This is a genomic window from Pseudomonas entomophila, from assembly GCF_029478665.1.
GTDB lineage: Bacteria > Pseudomonadota > Gammaproteobacteria > Pseudomonadales > Pseudomonadaceae > Aquipseudomonas > Aquipseudomonas entomophila_F.
Genome location: NZ_JARPQB010000049.1, coordinates 14,178 through 30,730, shown reverse-complemented (window position 1 = coordinate 30,730; position 16,553 = coordinate 14,178). Strand labels below are relative to the sequence as shown.

The following is a 16,553-nucleotide window of genomic DNA, read 5'->3' as shown; positions in this document are numbered from 1 at the left end:
AGATAACTTGACCAACCTTTGCAGGGGGCCGGGTCATGAAGAGCCATACCCAAACATCATGATCCCCCCCAGAAAAACGCCATGCCCCACAACGGAGACCATGGAAACGACCAGGCCGGCCCTTTTCCAGGCAAGCCAGCGGCCCATGCGCCACACCACGTCACACAAGCCGCCCAACCAACCCAATTGCGCCAGTGCCAGAAGCTGGATGAACAGCATCGGCAGCGTCCAGTGGTCACCGCCACTGCCGTGGATCCAGACCAGGTAGGAGAATGCGGTCAGCGGCAGGCTGCATCCCCAGATGAACAAGGACGCCGCGTGCACGGGCCTGAACGTCAACAGCACCAGGCTCGCCAGCAACACGCCGAGATACACGGGGCCGACCACGGCCCCCAGCAACGCCTTCAGTTCCAACATCCAGGACTCTCCAATGCGGCTATTACACCCACCAGCAGGCTGCGGCCTCAGCGTTCCCGCAGGCTTTCATTCGCATACTGTTGCAAGGGGCTCAGGAAGTAATCGATGACCTTGCGCCGATCGGTCTTGATCTCGACCGTAACCGACATGCCTGGCGACAGCGCAACCTTCTGGTCGCGCACCCAGATGAAGTCCTGCAACAAGCGCACGCGGCTGCTGTAGATCAGCCCGCGTTTTTCATCGTCGATGGCGTCGTTGGAAACGCTGACAACTTCGCCCACCACCGTGCCGTACTTGGTGAAAGTGAAGGTTTCCACTTTCACGCTGGCCTGCTGGCCCTCTCGGACAAACCCCACATCCTTGTTCTCCAGCATTGCCTCTATTTCCACTGGCTGGTCGCTGGGTACGATGACCATCAACGGTTGCGCGGCAGTCACGACGCCACCGATGGTATGAATCGCCAATTGCTGCACGGTGCCGTCCACAGGCGCGGCGAGGCTCATCAGATGGTCACGCTGTTCGGCCTTTTTCAGTTCCTGGGTCAGCGAGGCCACCTGCTGCTCCGCTTGCTGCTGCAGGTCAAGCATGCTGCGACGGGTCTGCGCCAGGGTGCCCTCGCGACGACGCTCGGCCTCCTTGCGGCTGGCCGTCAATTCGATCACCCGTGCCTGCTGCACAGCCAGGTCACGCTCCTGGTCGAGCAGGGCCTGCTGCTTTTCCAGGTAGGCATGCCGCGGCACATACTGCTGTTCGAGCAAGGAGCGGTAGTCATCGGCCAGGCGGCGAGTGATCGGCAGCGTCTGCTGCAAGGAGGCGACAATGGCCTTGGCCGACTGAATCTCCGCCGAACGCTGCTCGATCTCTGCACTCACCTGGTCCAACGCATTGCGCATTTCCAGGTACTGACCCTGCAACCAGCGTTGCGCCGCTTGCACCTGCTCAGCCCCAGCCCCCGGCAGGTAACCCGCCAGAGGGCCTGGCGCCTGGTTACCCTGAATCGAATCGAGCAAAGCGCTGGCGCGCGCACGATCGACCTGCGCGGCCAGCAACTCGCTTTGCAAACGCTTGACATCGGCGCCGGAGGCGCTCGTGTCGAGTTCCACCAACACATCGCCAGCCTTCACCACTTGGCCGTCATAGACCCGAATCGCCTTGACCACCGCCACCTCGCTCGGTTGGATGGTCTTGCTCTTGCCGCTGGCCACCACCTTGCCACGGGCCGTCGCCACGACTTCGATCTCGCCCAGGCATGCCCAGGCCAGCGCCAGTGCGGCAAATAGCATGATGGCCCACAGGATGTAGCGCGGCGCCGGGTGCGTGGGCTGCTCCTGCAGGGCCAGCGCGGCCGGCAGGAACTGCACCTCATGCGCCAGGCGTGGTGGTGCGTCCAACTGTTTTCGCCGGCGCCAGGCCTGGCTCCAGGCGCGCCGGTAGCGCTGCCATAGTTCACGTTTGGCGGAGGGTTCACGCATGGCCACTATCCTTGTTGCAAACGGTGCAGGCGCGCGTAGTGCCCCGCCTGGTGTTCCAGCAGTTGCGCATGAGTGCCCTGCTCGACGATTTGCCCGCGGTCCATCACCACGATCCGGTGGGCATCGCGCACCGCCGACAACCGGTGCGCAATGATGATGACCGTGCGGCCCTTGCAGATGGTCTGCATGTTCTGCTGGACGATGCGCTCGGACTCATAGTCCAGCGCACTGGTCGCCTCATCAAAGATCAGGATCCGTGGGTTGCCGATGAGTGCCCGGGCAATCGCCACTCGCTGGCGCTGGCCACCGGACAGCGAGGCGCCGTGCTCACCGACGGTGGTGTCGTAACCTTCCGGCAACTCCAGGATGAAGTCATGCGCACCGGCCATCCTGGCGGCATGCATCACCGCCTCCAGCGGCGCGCCGGGATCGCTGAGCGCGATGTTCTCGCGGATACTGCGGTTGAACAGCATGTTGTCTTGCAACACCACACCGATCTGTCGGCGCAACGACGAGACATCGGCCAAGGCCAAATCCATGCCGTCGACCAGCACTCGACCTCGTTCAGGCACATAGAGACGCTGCAGCAAGCGGGTCAGCGTGCTTTTGCCCGAACCCGAGCGCCCAACTACACCAATGACCTCACCGGCCCCGATGTCCAGGCTGACACTACGCAATACCTCGGAGCCGTCGGGCCGGTAGCGGAAATGCACCTGGTCGAACTCGATACGCCCCTTGAGCGTCGGCAACGCGCTGCGGGTCGTCTGCGACAGCTCGGTCTGAGTATTGAGAATATCGCCCAGGCGCTCGACCGAAACGCCCGTCTGCTGGAAGTTGGTCCACAACTGGGCCAGGCGCATGATCGGCTGGGCCACCCGCCCCGCGAGCATGTTGAACGCGATCAGCTGACCGACGGAAAGCTGCCCGTCGATCACCAGGCGTGCACCGAGCCAGAGCGTCGCCACGGTCACCAGCTTGCCGATCAGGGAAACACTTTCATTGGCGACGGTGGACAAGGTCTGGGTCTTGAACCCGGCACTGACGTACGCCGCCAGTTGGTTGTCCCACTTGCGTGTCACCTGCGGCTCGACCGCCATCGACTTGAGCGTGTCGATGCCATTGACTGTCTCCACCAGGAATGCCTGGTTTTCCGCGCCACGGGCAAAGCTCTCGTTCAGCCGCGCACGCAGCATCGGGGTGATCACCAACGAGACGACGAAGTAAAGCGGCAGTGACAACAGCACCACCAGCGTCAACCAGCCGCTGTAGAAGAACATCACGGCGATGAAAACCACCGAGAACAGCACATCCAGCAGCAGTGTGATGGCATTGCCGGTCAGGAAGCTGCGGATATTCTCCAGCTCACGCACCCTGGCAACCGAGTCACCGACGCGCCGGGCCTGGAAGTACGACAGCGGTAGCGTCACCAGGTGCCGGAACAACCTGGAACCCAACTCGACGTCGATACGGCTTGCCGTATGGGCAAAGACATAGCTGCGCAAGCCACTCAGGATGGTTTCGAAGAGCATGATGCCCAGCAGACCGATGGCGATCACATCCAGTGTGGTCAAGCCGTGGTGCACCAGCACCTTGTCCATGACCACCTGGAAGAACAGCGGCGTCAGCAGCGCAAAGATCTGCAGCACGAACGACACCAGCAAGACTTCACCAAGCAGCTTGCGGTATTTCACGATGGCAGGAATGAACCAGGTGAAATCGAATCGCGACAGCTCCGCCGCTAGCGATGCCTGGGAGCGCAACAGGATCATCTCGCCCCCCCAACGCGCCTGCAATTGCTCGACATCGAGCAATTCCGGACGCTGGGAAAGGGGGTCGTGGATCAACACCTTGCCCTCGTCGACACGGGCGATGATGAAAAAACCTCCACCGCTGTCACAGGCGATGGCTGGCAATGGTGTTCGCGCCAGCCGATCGAAGGTGGTACGGATGGCCTTGGCCTTCAGATCGAGCTGACGGGCGGCTAGCAGAATCTCGGCCCTACCGAAGGCCTGGCCCTGCACGAGATACTCATGGGCCAGTTGCTCGGGTGAAACCGCGAGGTTGTGAAAGCGCGCCAACATGGCAAGACAGGCCAAACCTGTGTCGACTGCGCCTTTGGTTTGGGCCGCATCGGCCCCGGGTCCTTGCATAAGTGCTTCCATGCTGGTGAATCATCGAATACGCCGGTTGATCTTGCCCTTGGCGTGCCCCGGCCACGGGAGGAGCACACTCCCACCTCATGCCCGAACAGACCAGGCATGGCAGCAGGGTTCTGGCTAACGCCGGGATAATCCCGCAACGGAGGCCGACATCAGCTCCGGCGGTAGAAAGTCGCGTTGTGGCTCGTAGTCAGCTTTCAGATAGCTGGCGAGCGACTGCAAATCATCAGCAGCCAGCATGCCGGCCGCCTGTTTCAATCTCAGGTTGTTGAGGATGAAGTCGTAGCGGGCGTTGTTGTAGTCGCGCACGGCCTTGAACAACTGGCGTTGGGCATTGAGTACATCGACGGTGTTGCGCGTGCCGATATCGGCCCCGACCTTCGAAGCTTTCAACGATTCCTGGCTCGACAGGATCGTCTGCCTGCGCGCATGGATCTGCTCGATATCCGAGTTGACGGCACGGAAGAAATTACGCGCATCGAGGACCACCTCCCGGCGCTGGCCCTCGCGCTGCTCTTCGCTCTGCGCCAAGCGTTGGTAGGCCTCGCGCGACTGCGAGCTGGTGCGCCCACCGTTGAACAGCGGGAGGTTCATTTCCAGGGCGACGCTGCTCTGGGCGACGTTGCCGCGATAGCCGTCAAGCCCGAAGTCGCTTGGGTTGCTGTAACCAAAACTGTCATTGTCGCCACGCCGATAGGACACCACCGCATCGACGGTCGGGGCGTGGCCAGCACGACGCTGGCTGAGGTTTTCCTCCGCCGCTTGCACGGCATAGTTGCTGGCCTGCAGCGTCAGGTTCTTCCCCAACGCCGCATCGACCCAGGCTTGGGTGTCATCGGGGACTGGGGCATGCACGGGCATCTGATGACGCATGCCTTCAATGCTCGCGTAAGGTTTGCTCGTCAGACGAATCAACTGTTCAAAGGCATCGTCCACCTGCCGCTGCGCCAGTTTGCGGTTGGCCATCGCATTGTCGTAGGCCGATTGTGCGTCCAGCACGTCGGTAATACTCGACAATCCGCCCTTGAGCCGAGCCTGCGCCTGGTCACGCTGCTGCTTGAGTGCGGTCTCTTCGGCAACCGAGGTAGCGTGCTCATCTGTGGCGCGCAGCGTCTCGAAGTAGACCTCGGCGGTCTTCAGGATCAGCGCCTGCTCCTTCGCCGACAACTCCAATGCCGCTTGTGCAGTGCTGGCCTTGGCCGCCTTGAGCTCGAACCAGAAAGCGGCGTTGAAAAGCGGTTGCTTGAGATTGGCCTGGACCGTCGTGCCGCTGCGCGCCCGGGTCAGCTCGGGTTTGTCGCGGGTCAGGCGAGTTGATTCGACGGTCGAGCCGACGCTGATGGCAGGCAGCAGATTGGCCCGCGCCTGGGGCAAGGCCTCCTGGCGGGCGGCAAAATCGGCACGAGCAGCCGCGATCTCAGTGTTGTGCTCAACAGCTTGCCGATAGACAGCCATCAATTCGGCGCGCTCCGATACCGGTACGGCCAGGGCACATGAGGAGAACAGCCAGGCTAGAACGACGACCCGTTGAGCACGAAACATGAACACATCCTTTTGCACATACCCAGCATCCTGCCTTCCCGAAAATCTGCGCCTTTGGATTGTTGGCACCGAACGGTACCCTGCACAACTGGGGAGTCTCGAGCAATGGCACATTGCCATTTGAGGGGGTGCGGCATACTAAGCGATCAATGCTGGCAAAATCAATTAAGAACCAATACTGTTTGCAGCGCTCCAGTGCCTTTTTCGAGTGGTAAAAAAACCCGATGCACGCATCGGGTTTCTCAAAGGCCCCCACTCACCCGCGGGGGCATCTGGCGTTGCCTGGACAGCGCCTCAGAACGGCATCTTGAAACCAGGCGGCAACTGCATGCCAGCGGTCATGCCGCCCATCTTTTCCTGGCTGCTCTGCTCGATCTTGCGCACGGCGTCGTTGAGTGCAGCGGCGATCAGGTCCTCGAGCACTTCCTTGTCGTCGGCATCGGTCGACATCAGGCTCTGGTCGATGCTGACGCGCTTGACGTCATGGCGACCGGTCATCACCACGCTCACCAGGCCGCCACCGGACTGGCCAGTGACTTCGGCGTTGGCCAGCTCTTCCTGCATCTTCTGCATCTTTTCCTGCATCTGCTGGGCCTGCTTCATCAGGCCGGCCATGCCACCTTTCATCATGGGGGTATACCTCGATTGGGTCATGTGATGCGGCCCGGCACGGGGCGGGCCGCATGGTTATTCGTTCATTGCCCCGGGTTGGCCAGGGCGTCCACAGGCTCAATAGTATCCTGCCTCACCGTCGCGCCGAACTGCCGGATCATCTGCTGGATGAGCGGGTCCTGCTCGATCGACACCACGGCCTCGTGCTGGCGCTCCGAGCGCTTGCGCGCGGCGGCCTGGGCCGGAGTCTCCTGCTCAGGGCGGATCAGCTCGATCTTCAGACGGATTTCACGCCCGAGCTGCTGATTGAGCGCGTCGTTCAGGCGCCGCTGTTGCGTGCTGTTGAACAGCGCGCCCTGCCCTGGGTCCAGGTGCAGCAGCCAATCGTCACCGTCGGCGGCGATCAATGTACAGTTCGCGGCGATGTTGCCTGTCATACCGGAGACAGGCAACTGTGGGAATAATTCCAGCCATTGCAGGGCCAGGCCGGTGGCCGGCTTGGATGCAGGCAGGGGTTCCGGGGCTTTGACCGGCTTTTCTTCCTGCACATGCTCGGCCAGTTCGTCCAGGTAGCTGAAGCCTGCCGGGTCGCTGTCCGCAACGTAGTAATCCTCGTCCATCGGCGGCTCGTCGTCACGATCCATGCCGACCGCGCCATAGGCAGCCGGATCGAACGGTGGTTCGTCGTAGCCCGGCGGGCTGGCGACGGGCTCGGCGGCTGGCGCCTGGATGACTTCGGGTTGTGGCTCGACGGCTGGAGGCGCGGAAGGTTCTTCCCACGGCAGGTCGACCACCTCCTCGACCGGCTGCGGCTCGGGCACCGGCTCAGGTGCTACCGCAGGGGCAGCCTGCACTACAGGCTCAACAACCGGTTCAGGCTGGCGCTCGACTGGCGCAGGGGCTTGCTCGGCGACTTGAACGACGGGGTCGGCAACGGGTGTCTCGACGGCAACGGCCGCCACTGCCACCGATTGGGCCGGATCAGCTGTGGCCTGGCTGATCCCCACCGGCTTTAGTACCGGTTTCGGCGCGTCGTCGCTATCGGCCGGGCGGAACGCCAGCATCCGTAGCAGCACCATCTCGAAGCCACCGCGCGGGTCTGGCGCCAGCGGCAAGTCGCGACGGCCGATCAGGCCCATCTGGTAATAGAACTGCACGTCTTCAGCCGGCAGCGCCTGGGCCAGGGCCAGCACGCGATCGCGGTCGCCCTGGCCGTTGTCGACGGCCTCGGGCAACGCCTGGGCAATGGCAACGCGGTGCAGCACGTTGAGCATTTCCGAGAGCACGCCGTTCCAGTCCGGCCCTTGCTCGGCAAGGTCGCGAACGGCCTCCAGGAGCGCCCGGGCATCGCCCTCCAGCAGCGCCTGCAGCACGCCATAGACCTGGCCGTGATCGAGGGTGCCGAGCATCGCCCGTACATCGGCGGCCAGCACCTTGCCTTCACCGAAGGCGATGGCCTGGTCGGTCAGGCTCATGGCATCGCGCATGGAGCCATCGGCGGCACGCCCGAGCAACCACAGGGCATCGTCCTCGAACGGCACATTCTCGGCGCCCAGCACGTGACTGAGGTGCTCGACCACCCGCTCCGGGCTCATGTTCTTCAGCGAGAACTGCAGGCAGCGCGACAGGATGGTCGCCGGCAGTTTCTGCGGATCGGTGGTGGCGAGGATGAACTTGACGTAGGGCGGCGGCTCTTCCAGCGTCTTGAGCAAGGCGTTGAACGAGTGCGTCGAAAGCATGTGCACTTCGTCGATGAGATAGACCTTGAAGCGCCCGCGGCTGGGCGCGTACTGCACGTTGTCGAGCAGTTCGCGGGTGTCCTCGACCTTGGTGCGGCTGGCGGCGTCGATCTCGATCAGGTCGACGAAGCGCCCCTCGTCGATCTCCCGGCACACCGAGCAGGTGCCGCAAGGTGTGGAGGTGATGCCGGTCTCGCAGTTCAGGCACTTGGCGATGATCCGCGCGATGGTGGTCTTGCCCACCCCGCGGGTGCCGGTGAACAGGTAGGCGTGGTGCAGGCGCTGGTTGTCCAGGGCGTTGATCAAAGCCTTGAGCACATGGGTCTGGCCGACCATTTCGCGGAACGAGCGCGGACGCCATTTACGTGCAAGAACCTGATAACTCATCAAAAAACCATCGTGACCGGAGCGGGCGGAAAGAGCGCTAATGCTAGCGGAGCGGGGCCGAAATTGCACCCTGCCGATCTCGTCTAAGCTCAGTGACGGGCACGCGAGCGGACAGATCAGGGAGGATGCGACGTGCGCCGAGTCCTGGCCTTGCTGTTGTTGTGGACCACCCAGAGCCTGGCCGAGCCGCTGGCGCTGCGCTTCTCCATCGCTGAAAGCTGGAGCATGCCGTTGATGCGCACCGAGCAGGAGCAACCGGTGGAGGGCATCCTGTTCGACCTGATCCAGGCCCTCGCCCGCGAGGTGGGCGTGCGCCCGCAGTACCACGTGATGGCCCGCCTGCGCCTGCAAGAGGCCATGCAAAATGGCGATATCGACGTGCGCTGCTACGTCTCCCCCCAGTGGCTGAGCGAGCGCCCAGGTGACTACTTGTGGAGCGTCCCGCTCATCGAGCAGCGCGACTTGCTGGTTGGCCGTGCCGGCGACAGTGGCCCGGCCAGCCCTGGCGACCTGACGCCCCAGGCCATCGGCACCGTGCTTGGCTACACCTACCCTACCCTCGAACCCCTGTTCAGCAGCGGCCGCCTGCAACGCGAGGACAGCCGCAACCAACTGCTGGCGCTGCAGAAGCTCCAGGCCGGGCGCTATCGGCATGCCGTAAGCAACCAGCTGTCGCTGCAGTGGTTCAATCGCCAACTGCCGGCGGCGCAGCGGCTGCGTGGCCTGAACGTACTGCAGGAACAGCCGTTGGGCTGCATGGTGCGCAACGACCCGGCGCTGCCGACCCAGGCGCTGCTGAGGGCCCTGGTGCGGCTGAAGCAGTCCGGAGAGATCGCGCGGATCATCGAGCGCTATACCCGTGAGCCCCCGCAAGGGCACCTGGCCGAGGGCGACAGATACTAGCCTGTCACCCGGGCCACGCCGAGCGCAGCCAAGTACAGGCCAAGGCCGAACACACTGTGCGTCGCCAGGCTGCGCAGGCAGCTCTTCAATGGCGCGGGCGTTCTCGCCGCAAAATAACCCGCCCCCAGTGCCGGCTGGACCACGCACAGGGGTACCAGCACCGACACGACCCCGAACAGCAGCGCCGGCCTGAGTGTCGGGTCGAGCAGCCAGCCCTGCCCGACCACTCCGATCAACAGCCCGGCGAACAACAGCCCGGTGGCATAGTGGATCAGCCACCCCCATATCCGTTCGCCCTCGACCGGGGCCGCCTTGACGATTGCCGGGTGCCGCCAGCGGCCCTGGAGCAGATGCCCGGCCCAACGTCCGATCATGGCGTAGTTCAGGGTGGTGACGCCCAGGCGCCGGAGCACGAACGTCCACAGGTCCATGACCAGGGTGGCGCCTATACCGATCGACAGGATGGAGGGAATCAGGGGAATGGTGGTCATGGCGAATACCCTTGGCGGATTGACGGAAAAGTCCATGCCGCGCAGCATGCAAGTTGAAGTCGACTTCAAGTCAAGGAATCAACAATGGACATTGCCGATGTCGCCAGGCGCACGGGAGTACCGGCCTCCACGCTGCGCTACTACGCCAACAAGGGCTTGCTCAGGTCGTTGTCGGTGCGTGGCCAGCGCCGGCAGTTCCCGGCCGATACGCCGGAGCGCCTGGCATTGATCGCCCTGGGCCAGGCGGCCGGTTTTTCGTTGGACGAGGTGGCGGCGATGCTGGTGGAGCAGCAAGTCGACCGGCAGATGCTGTTGGTCAAGGCCGACGAGATCGACCGCCGGGTCAGGCGCTTGCAGGCAATGAGCAAGGGGTTGCGCCATGCGGCGGCGTGCCCGGAGGAGAATCATCTGCAGTGCCCGACATTCCAACGCCTGATACAGGTGTCAGCCGCTCAGGGCAAACGACGCAAGCACCTGTAGGAGCCGACCTTGCCGGCGAACACCGGCAAGGTCGGTGCCATCGAGCGGTGATGCCCCTGTTCGCCGGCAAGCCGGCTCCTACGGGAGGTGAGGCTCAATTAATAGCCATGAAGCTCACGGAACAGCTGGCTTTTATGGTAGTTGATCCATTCTTCCACATCATAGGGTAGATACACTTGGCGGCGCGCCCGAGACAATGCGATATACACCTCGCAGATCCGCGCATCAAAGGCATAGGCATCCTTGAAGCGGTTAACCGACATCAGCTCCGGCGTCAGAAGTACCCGCTCGAACTCCAGGCCTCCGGCGTCTTCAGCCTGAATCAGAATCAAACTTGACGGATGGTTTCGCACACGCACGCACAACGATGCGACATCGCCCATCAAGAAGCCACTTTCAAGGGCTGCCTCGACCCACCGGAAGGACTCATCGTATTGATTTGATTCTCGGACCTGCGCCCAATCCAGCATCTGTGAAAAATAGGGATGCATCGGCTCCTGACCCGCCTCGGTCTGCGGATAGAAGTCAGGTCTGAACAGACCTACAACAGAACGCATGAAATGCGCCATGTTGGTAAAACGCAGCTCATCGAGTGCCGTTGCGCTGCCAGGATCTTCGGAAAAACTTATCCACCCTTGAGGTGCCAGTTCCATTGCCCACTTCATGGTGTCCCATGGAGAGGCCGTCAGAATCACGCAGCCCGAAGGCGGCACGAAACCTTCGGGAAAACGCTCGATGACAACGTCGGCACTACCAGCTCCTTCGAAGGCAAGTTTTGACTTACTGCTGTGTTGGCTGATAAGAGGATTGATCAGTTTCTCAACCTTTGGCCCAGAGCGAACGGAAAAAGCTACGTCCCTTCGTCGAACCTCGCGCTGCCATTGAATACCTGGCCCTTTGGGCTTCTGGTATTCATCACCCAAGGTAATCAATGCTTGCTTGCCACGCTCGATGATCTGCATGAGAGACTGTGGCACATCCTGACTTTCGTCGATGAGGATGTGGCTAATCTGACGCGCCACCATACAACCCGCAAGGCTCGCCCGCTTGACCTTAAGTAGAGACTCAAAGCCGGTAAAACGGTCCCAGTCCATGCATGCATTCAGACGCTTCCAAAGCCTGCTTGTATACTCGAGTAGCACTTGCTGCTCCATAGAGCTCAAAGGGCGTGAAAAGTGCGGTAAATGCCGACGCGAAATCGCATGATCGCGGGACTCACAATAGCGCCTTAGAACATCAAGGCAGATATCGATGGCCTTCTCCGGCTCATAATGACGAAATCCCAGAATACCGAGTTCAGCGGCCAGCTGTGCCTTACCTTGCCAACGCATCTGCTCAGCAAGAATCTCATGACCAGCTAGCAGGCTCTGCGCAAACTCACCGAAAGTTTGCTCCCGAAACCATGTACCAGCACCTATCCGCTTCCGTAAAGCAAAAAGCTTGCTTTTCGTGCGTGCGAGAATGAGCACACGCCCCTTCGGCAATATGTCCTTCAAAGCGCCCAGCAAGTGGCTTTTTCCAATACCCGCATAGCCTTGCACATCCAGATGCTCGTCCAGGTTGGCTCGGAGAGTCCGCAACAACTTATCCTGTTCGGTAGTCAACCAGCGCTCTCTATTTAGCCCTGTTATGACTTGCTGACTGAAGGGATTGCGTGCATGAAACTGGTTTACCCTGAAGCAAAAATCCCATTTTCCGCTCGGTAACAAATATTCCCGCGCCAACACCTGCGCCGACTCTAGAAAGCGAACTCTGGAAGCTTTAAGCACATCAAGACCGAAATACAGCTTGCGCGCGTCGTATAACCTGCGAGCCTCCGACAGCAAGCTGACATTTTCCGAGTGTTTGCCATCGACATCCCAAGCGATCAGTTTGCCCAGAAATACTTCCGCCTTCACATGATCGACTTTGCCGCCGGTCATCGGCAGCTTCTGGATGACCAATATTGCGGCGAGCTCCGGCCCGCTCAGGGATTCCAGTGCCACCTCTCCTTGAAGCACGCCCTCGCATGTCTCTGCCGTAACTGGGAGATAGATCGGACTGGCAAAATCGAAGTGTTCTGGCTGCATACGTGCTCCGGCACGAAGGATTTTTCAGGGTTTGGTGCCGTGGGACTCTGATCCGACCAACAGTTCAAACTGGTAGGCGCCCAACGAACCCGACATGCCTCCTGGGCAAGTGCTACCGGACGGCGACTCATCTAGAACCCCGTCAAGTTCGTGCAGTGCCAGCTCCAGCAACTTGCGCAGATCGTGAACGCTCTTTGCCGAGACCTGCAACTGTAATTGGAGCCGCGTGTCAGGGATCGTCACAGAAGCAGGCCGCGTCGCCTGCTCCAGGATGCGCTCATGCTCCTCTTCCATCTGGTCGAGCACCCGTGACAGCTCCAGCACTCGCTCCGGATGGGCGATCATCTGGTCCTTGATCTCCAGGCGGCGCATCTGCCATTCCCGGATCTTGTGACGGGTAATTTCGTCGACATGTTCCACGGTCACTTTCTCCTGGCCGAACGGACTGACACGATGGGTGCATGATAAGGCGCTGCGCAGGATTGTGCAGGCGTAAAGGCGTGTTTGGATGTAAAGGCGGGGATGAAACGAGAGCGGGCGAGAAAAAGCCTACGCCCAAAATGGAGGCGGCCCCACCAGCCACACCCCGGCACTCGATGTTCCCGCTATGGCTGCTCCCTTCCGGGCCTGACCAGGTTAACGGGTAATCAATGCGGGGGGACCGATGGGGCCACCACGACGGCTCGCCATGTGACGAGCCGCGCTATTGTACAGCGCCGGGAAGAAGTTACAACCTTTGAGCGAGAAAAAACCATCATTTCTCAAGGACTTGTGGGCATGACGCAATAGCGGCGCCGGCCCGAACCCTGTAGGAGCGGCTTCAGCCGCGAAACAGCCACCGCGCAGCCTGGCACCCGCTTCGCGGGTGATCGCGGCTGAAGCCGCTCCTACACCTGTCAGCAGGTCAGGGTCAGAGGGTGATACCTTGGTCGGCCATGAAGGCCACGAACTGCTCTTCATCCAGCACCTTGACCCCCAGCTCATTGGCCTTGGTCAGCTTGGAACCGGCGCCCGGCCCGGCGACCACGCAGTAGGTCTTGCCGGACACCGACCCGGCCACCTTGGCGCCCAGGCCTTCCAACTTCTCCTTGGCGACATCGCGGCTCATGCGCTCCAGGGTTCCGGTCAGCACCCAGGTCTGGCCGGCCAGGGGCAGGCCTTCGGCGGATTTCTTCTCGCAGGACCAATGCATGCCGAAGTCCAGCAACTGGGCCTCGATGGCACGGGCCAGCAACTGGTTGGCCTCGTCCCTGAAGAACTCGCGCACCCCTTCCGCCTGCTTGGTATTCAAGGCCTGGCGCAGGTCGATGCCATCGGCGGCGATGATCTTGTCCAGGGTGCCCAGCTTGTCCACCAGCTTTTCCGCGCCGGTCGGGCCGACCGAGGGAATGTCGAGCTTGGCCAGCATGCCGGCGAGCGTGGTGCTGGCGGCGAACTCGGCGCCCAGCTCACCCTCCTCCTGCAACTGCATGCCGCTGGCCAGCAGTTGCGCGATGACATCGCGGTTGTGCGCATCCTCGAAGAAGTTGTGGATCTCGTAGGCGACCTCCAGGCCGATGTCCGGCAGATAGGTGAGCACCTGCGGCAGCGCCACCTGCACCCGCGCCAGGCTGCCCAACGAGCGCGCCAGCACCTTGGCGGTCTCCTCGCCCACATCAGGGATGCCCAGGGCATAGATGAAGCGAGCCAGGCTCGGCCGCTTGCTGGCCTCGATGGCCTCCAGCAGCTTGCGGCTGGACACCTCGGCGAAACCTTCGAGCGCGACCACCTGTTCGAATTCGAGCGTGTAAAGATCAGCTGGCGAACGGATCAGGCCTTCATCGACCAACTGTTCGACACTCTTCTCGCCCAGCCCGTCAATATCCATGGCGCGACGCGACACATAATGAATGATCGCCTGCTTGAGCTGAGCGGCGCAGCTCAGGCGACCGACACAGCGATACACAGCACCCTCGCTGATGGTTTCCTTGCCCTTGCTGCGCTTGACCAGCTGGGTGCGCTCGACCTGCGAACCACATACCGGGCATTCGCTGGGCACTGCTACCGGGCGGGCATTTTCCGGACGGCGGTCGAGCACCACCTGCATCACCTGCGGAATCACATCGCCGGCGCGGCGGATGATCACCGTATCACCGATGCGCAAACCCAGGCGTGCGATCTCATCCATGTTGTGCAAGGTGGCGTTGGAGACCATCACACCCGCCACCTTGACCGGCTTGAGACGCGCCACGGGCGTGACCGCGCCAGTGCGGCCGACCTGGAACTCGACGTCGAGAACCTCGGTGAGCTCTTCCATGGCCGGGAACTTGTGGGCGATCGCCCAACGTGGCTCGCGGGCACGGAAGCCCAGCTCGCGCTGCGACGCCAGGCTGTTGACCTTGAACACCACGCCGTCGATCTCATAGGGCAGGTCGTTGCGGCGCGCCCCGATGTCACGGTAGTAAGCCAGGCATTCTTCGATACCGGCAGCGTGCCTGAGCTCGCGACTGATCGGCAGGCCCCAGGTCTTGAGTTTTTCAAGGATACCGATATGGCTATCACCGAACGGCTCGGATACCTGGCCCACGCCATAGCAGCAGAACTCCAGCGGACGGCTGGCGGTGATCTTCGAGTCCAGCTGGCGCAGGCTGCCGGCCGCGGCATTGCGCGGGTTGGCGAAGGTCTTGCCGCCGGCTTCGGCCTGGGCTGCGTTGAGCCGATCGAAACCGGCCTTGCTCATGTACACCTCGCCACGCACTTCCAGCACGGCGGGCCAACCCTCGCCCTGCAACTTGAGCGGGATGTTGCGCACGGTGCGCACGTTGCTGCTGATGTCCTCACCGGTGGTGCCATCGCCCCGCGTGGCGCCCTGCACCAGCTGGCCATCGCGGTACAGCAGACTGACCGCCAGGCCATCGAGCTTGGGTTCGCAGCTGTAGTCCACGGCGGCCTGCGCGGCGAACAGGTTACCACCCGGCAGGTCCAGACCCTCGACCACGCGACGGTCGAAATCGCGCAGGTCGTCCTCTTCGAAAGCGTTGCCCAGGCTGAGCATCGGAATTTCGTGGCGCACCTGGCTGAATGCCGCCAGTGCCGCACCACCAACACGCTGGGTCGGCGAATCAGCGGTCACCAGGTGCGGGTGCTCGGCCTCCAGCGCCTTGAGTTCATTGAACAGGCGGTCGTATTCGGCGTCGGGCACGCTGGGCTCGTCAAGCACGTAGTAGCGATAGTTGTGCTGGTCGAGCTCGGCGCGCAATGCATGAATTCGGGATTCGGCGTTCATTCTTCGTCTTCTCTTGCAAAGCAAAAGAGCAGCCCCAGGCTGCTCTTTTGCTTGAATCATCGCGGCGTGGACCGAGGCAAGGCCCACCCGCTCGGTAACATCAGCGTTTCTGCGTGAGCGCGCGGCGCTCGAACTCGACGATACGCTGGCGGTAGTGCTCGATGGTCTGGGCGGTCAGCACGCTGCGCTGGTCGTCCTTGAGCTCGCCGTCGAGCTCGTGGGCGAGCTTGCGGGCAGCGGCGACCATCACGTCGAAGGCCTGCTTCGGGTGACGCGGGCCGGGCAAGCCCAGGAAGAAGCTCACCGCACGGGTGCTGAAGTGGTCGATGTCGTCCAGGTCGAACACGCCCGGCTTGACCGCGTTGGCCATGGAGAACAGCACTTCGCCGTGGCCTGCCATGCTCTCGTGACGGTGGAAGATGTCCATCTCGCCGAAACGCAGGCCGCTTTCCAGAATGTTCTGCAGCAGCGCCGGGCCCTTGAAACCGCCTTCGTCACGGGAGATGACACTGATCACCAGCACTTCCTCGGCCGGTGGCAGTTCCTTGACCGGCGTACTGGGCGTGGCAGCGGCGCCATGGCGATTGTTGTCAGCGACAAAGTTGTCCTTGTCGTCGGCGAACAAGTCCGGCTCACGGGCCTCGGCAGCCAGGTTCAGGTCGCCCTGCTGCGGCTCGCTGTGATTGCGCTTGCCGCGCTTGGAGGCCTTGGCCGGCTTGGGTTCGCGCTCACGCTCACGCGCGGGCGCGCTGACCGACGGCAGGTCGGACTCGTCCAGCTCAGGTTCTTTATGCGTCTCCAGCACGCGCGAAGGGCCGAGCACCTCGGCGCCGCCTTCATCGTCCGGCGCGTTTGCATAGCTACGGTCCAGGCGGAACTTCAGCTTGCCCTTGCCGCCGCGCATGCGCCGCCAGCCGTCGAAAAGAATACCGGCGATGACAATGATGCCGATGAGGATCAGCCACTCGCGCAGACCGATTTCCATGTAATCCCGTGCCTCTATAAAAAATATGCTTG

General features: G+C 62.1%; 13 protein-coding genes and 1 other RNA gene. 2 read left to right on the top strand and 12 right to left on the bottom strand.

Features of this window, described 5'->3' with window-relative positions; all coding sequences use genetic code 11:
* Nucleotides 1–33: 33 nt before the first annotated feature.
* The 6 genes from P5705_RS21490 to dnaX all read right to left on the bottom strand — a co-directional run bounded on the left by P5705_RS21490 (nucleotide 34) and on the right by dnaX (nucleotide 8,328).
* Nucleotides 34–417 carry a hypothetical protein gene (locus P5705_RS21490; RefSeq protein ID WP_277462883.1) on the bottom strand — a complete coding sequence of 128 codons (384 nt, stop codon included), beginning with the start codon at nucleotides 415–417 and terminating at the stop codon, nucleotides 34–36.
* 47 nt (nucleotides 418–464) lie between these two features.
* The gene (locus tag P5705_RS21485) at nucleotides 465–1,889 is read right to left on the bottom strand and encodes an HlyD family type I secretion periplasmic adaptor subunit (protein ID WP_277462882.1); all 1,425 of its coding nucleotides are present in this window, start codon (nucleotides 1,887–1,889) and stop codon (nucleotides 465–467) included.
* A gap of 5 nt (nucleotides 1,890–1,894) precedes the next feature.
* On the bottom strand, nucleotides 1,895–4,039 hold the full coding sequence (locus P5705_RS21480) for a type I secretion system permease/ATPase (protein ID WP_277462881.1): 2,145 nt from the start codon (nucleotides 4,037–4,039) through the stop codon (nucleotides 1,895–1,897).
* 126 nt (nucleotides 4,040–4,165) lie between these two features.
* Nucleotides 4,166–5,590: a TolC family outer membrane protein gene (locus P5705_RS21475; RefSeq protein WP_277462888.1), complete on the bottom strand. Its 1,425-nt coding sequence runs from the start codon at nucleotides 5,588–5,590 to the stop codon at nucleotides 4,166–4,168.
* Between the two features lie 294 nt (nucleotides 5,591–5,884).
* Nucleotides 5,885–6,220, bottom strand: a complete 336-nt coding sequence (locus P5705_RS21470; RefSeq protein ID WP_023632783.1) for a YbaB/EbfC family nucleoid-associated protein — start codon at nucleotides 6,218–6,220, stop codon at nucleotides 5,885–5,887.
* Between the two features lie 65 nt (nucleotides 6,221–6,285).
* Nucleotides 6,286–8,328 (bottom strand): DNA polymerase III subunit gamma/tau, encoded by a 2,043-nt coding sequence (dnaX, locus tag P5705_RS21465; protein ID WP_277462879.1) that lies wholly within the window; start codon nucleotides 8,326–8,328, stop codon nucleotides 6,286–6,288.
* A 132-nt stretch (nucleotides 8,329–8,460) separates the two neighbouring features.
* Between dnaX and P5705_RS21460 the strand changes: the two genes are divergently transcribed.
* Nucleotides 8,461–9,231, top strand: coding sequence for a substrate-binding periplasmic protein (locus P5705_RS21460; RefSeq protein ID WP_277462878.1), 771 nt, complete (start codon nucleotides 8,461–8,463; stop codon nucleotides 9,229–9,231).
* Here the strand turns inward: P5705_RS21460 and P5705_RS21455 are convergent.
* Nucleotides 9,228–9,722 carry a DUF2938 domain-containing protein gene (locus P5705_RS21455; protein WP_277462877.1) on the bottom strand — a complete coding sequence of 165 codons (495 nt, stop codon included), beginning with the start codon at nucleotides 9,720–9,722 and terminating at the stop codon, nucleotides 9,228–9,230. The two genes, P5705_RS21460 and P5705_RS21455, sit on opposite strands and share 4 nt — an antisense overlap.
* A gap of 84 nt (nucleotides 9,723–9,806) precedes the next feature.
* Between P5705_RS21455 and P5705_RS21450 the strand changes: the two genes are divergently transcribed.
* Nucleotides 9,807–10,202 (top strand): helix-turn-helix domain-containing protein, encoded by a 396-nt coding sequence (locus tag P5705_RS21450; protein ID WP_277462876.1) that lies wholly within the window; start codon nucleotides 9,807–9,809, stop codon nucleotides 10,200–10,202.
* Between the two features lie 98 nt (nucleotides 10,203–10,300).
* On the opposite strand, the gene P5705_RS21445 is transcribed toward P5705_RS21450, so the two are convergent.
* From P5705_RS21445 to zipA, 5 genes are all read right to left on the bottom strand, one after another.
* A complete protein-coding gene (locus tag P5705_RS21445) occupies nucleotides 10,301–12,271 on the bottom strand; it encodes a hypothetical protein (RefSeq protein WP_277462875.1) in 1,971 nt (656 codons plus the stop codon).
* 24 nt (nucleotides 12,272–12,295) lie between these two features.
* Nucleotides 12,296–12,691 carry a hypothetical protein gene (locus P5705_RS21440; RefSeq protein ID WP_277462874.1) on the bottom strand — a complete coding sequence of 132 codons (396 nt, stop codon included), beginning with the start codon at nucleotides 12,689–12,691 and terminating at the stop codon, nucleotides 12,296–12,298.
* A 150-nt stretch (nucleotides 12,692–12,841) separates the two neighbouring features.
* An RNA gene (gene ffs / locus P5705_RS21435) (signal recognition particle sRNA small type) lies at nucleotides 12,842–12,938 on the bottom strand.
* 243 nt (nucleotides 12,939–13,181) lie between these two features.
* On the bottom strand, nucleotides 13,182–15,536 hold the full coding sequence (gene ligA, locus P5705_RS21430; protein WP_277462873.1) for an NAD-dependent DNA ligase LigA: 2,355 nt from the start codon (nucleotides 15,534–15,536) through the stop codon (nucleotides 13,182–13,184).
* Between the two features lie 100 nt (nucleotides 15,537–15,636).
* A complete protein-coding gene (zipA, locus tag P5705_RS21425; RefSeq protein WP_277462872.1) occupies nucleotides 15,637–16,521 on the bottom strand; it encodes a cell division protein ZipA in 885 nt (294 codons plus the stop codon).
* Nucleotides 16,522–16,553: the final 32 nt, after the last annotated feature.